This window comes from Leuconostoc sp. (assembly GCF_965300815.1).
Window position 1 is genome coordinate 1 of record NZ_CBDKZH010000157.1, and the last position, 2283, is coordinate 2283.

General features: G+C 40.0%; 3 protein-coding genes. All 3 read left to right on the forward strand.

All coding sequences use genetic code 11. The annotated features are described in order from the left end of the window. Positions 1 to 171: 171 nt before the first annotated feature. The 3 genes from ACW12G_RS07570 to ACW12G_RS07580 are packed head-to-tail and all read left to right on the forward strand — an operon-like array spanning position 172 to position 2072. Positions 172 to 1485 (forward strand): Y-family DNA polymerase, encoded by a 1314-nt coding sequence (locus ACW12G_RS07570; RefSeq protein WP_455647670.1) that lies wholly within the window; start codon positions 172 to 174, stop codon positions 1483 to 1485. Continuing rightward, entirely contained in the window at positions 1478 to 1864 is a 387-nt protein-coding gene (locus ACW12G_RS07575; RefSeq protein WP_455646777.1) for a hypothetical protein, read from the forward strand. Before ACW12G_RS07570 ends, ACW12G_RS07575 begins: the two co-directional genes overlap by 8 nt. Further along, entirely contained in the window at positions 1845 to 2072 is a 228-nt protein-coding gene (locus tag ACW12G_RS07580) for a hypothetical protein (RefSeq protein ID WP_455647671.1), read from the forward strand. Before ACW12G_RS07575 ends, ACW12G_RS07580 begins: the two co-directional genes overlap by 20 nt. The last annotated feature ends 211 nt before the right edge of the window (positions 2073 to 2283 follow it).

Below are 2283 nucleotides of genomic sequence, written 5' to 3' on the forward strand. Positions count from 1 at the left end.
GTGTTAGATGGCTTCTGAATTTTATTTGCTACAAACAGTCGTCGACGCCTTGATACCAGTGACCGACCACTCATTGGTTGGGTCTTTTTTTGTTTGTAACCAATTAGAAACTTGCACATAAGAACGTTTGTTCGTATAATGAATTGTACAACAACTGTTCGAGGCGACGACATGGGAAAGACTGAATATGACTACAATTTAGAGAAACGCCGTGTGTTCTTTTTGATCGACTCAAAGAGCTTCTACGCCAGTGTTGAGAGCGTAGAGCGGGGACTTAATCCTTTAAAGTCAATACTGGTTGTGATGTCTGAACAGGAAAACACTAACGGCGGGCTGGTACTTGCTGCGTCCCCAATGGCTAAGAAAAAATTAGGTGTGAGCAATGTTATGCGACAACGCGATGTGCCACAAGACAAGGGCCTGATTATTGCACCACCACGAATGAACCTGTATATCAAAGAAAACCTGATAATAAACAGCATCTATCGTGAGTATACTACCGAAGACAAGGTACTACCTTATTCTATAGATGAGTCTATTCTTGATGTTACTGATACATGGGAGTTCTTTGGTAACTCACCACAAGCCTTGGCCAGAATAATACAGAAACGTGTGAGAAATGAAACTGGTATTTATCTATCGGTAGGCATAGGTGACTCACCAGTATTAGCTAAAATCGCGCTGGATATTGAAGCTAAGAAAGTGCATAACTTAATGGCCACATGGCGCTATGAAGACGTACCTGAGAAATTATGGCCAATAACTGAACTCACTGATATATGGAGTATCGGCAGGCGGACAGCAAAGAAGTTAAACGATATGGGTATCTATTCGATGTATGACTTGGCACATCAGGACCCCTATGTTTTTAGATCAAAAATGGGATTAATGGGTGAGCAGCTATACGCTCTGTCATGGGGTATAGATAGGTCGGACTTAACCGAAAAGGTTGTGCCAAAGAGCAAATCGTATAGTAATTCACAGGTGTTACCACGTGATTATCGCAAGCGTGAAGAGATTGAAATCGTTATCCGTGAAATGGCTGATCAAGTGGCATCACGAATTAGATCCCACAAAAAACAGACTAGCTTAGTTAGTCTATCAATCGGTTACTCTTTTGCTGAAAGTGAGCAGCGTGGTAGTCACGGATTTAGAAAACAAATGCGAATTAGTCCCACAAACGATACACGAACGCTTATGAAGATAATGATTGAACTATTTGAGAAGTATTGGCAAGGTGGAGTCATTCGTAACATCGGTATTGACTATGGCGGTCTGATTGATGATGTGGGTATTCAACTAGATTTATTCGCACAACCTGAAACGCAAATTAAAACCAACAAAATCGATAAGGTAGTGGACGAGCTTAGAAAGCGGTTTGGTACTACAGCTGTTATGCGGGCCATGTCTAAAGCCAATGGCGGAACAGCGATTAACCGTGCATCATTAGTCGGTGGCCATAATGGTGGAAATAGTTATGACTGACGACTTCAGTAGGCTAGTGACTAACTATTTTAAGAATGATTATCGTGAGCGTGGCAAGGTAAAATGGAATGGTTATTTTTTATCGGACCATACATCATCATTAAAAAGTGAAGCGCATGAACGACACCAACAGACCGAGAGATTACCTAGAATGACTGTCGAAGACATTAGACAAACGTTGATGCACGCCCTACTTGAATATCATGAGGTAGTAATCCAGCAAGATATGCAGGATGAAACCGGCAACTTGTTTAAGAATATCGTCGGTAGTATAGACGGTTTTTCTGATCGTGGTGTAGTGATAGATAAGGAACATCTATTATTTGAAGATATTAGAGCAGTAAAGGAAGTATCAATCGATGACAGACGAAGTTATTGAAACCATTAATTCGTTATTTTTAAAAAAGCCAAATACGATATATGAAGTGCGCATTGTTAATGAAGTTTACAAGCATACCGTTAATATGTTTTTTGAGTGGTACAAAATAGGGTATGCAACTAAGTCACGGCAGATTGCACGCTTCAACGAAATGACTAAAGACCAACTTGATGAATTGGTGGTAAGAATAAAAAAAGAATCCATATAATATAGTAGAAAAACCAGCGTATAGTATGCTGGTTTTTTACGTCCGAACCTGTAGCAAATTTGTAGCAAATTGTAGCAAAAATAACAAAAACTGACATAAACTTACAACAACTCTAAACAACCCAAAAACCTGACGTACCAAGGGTTCAACCAACAAAAAACCGCTCTACCAACAATCGTGGTAAAACGGTGAAAATGCGTTGAGGGGGAGT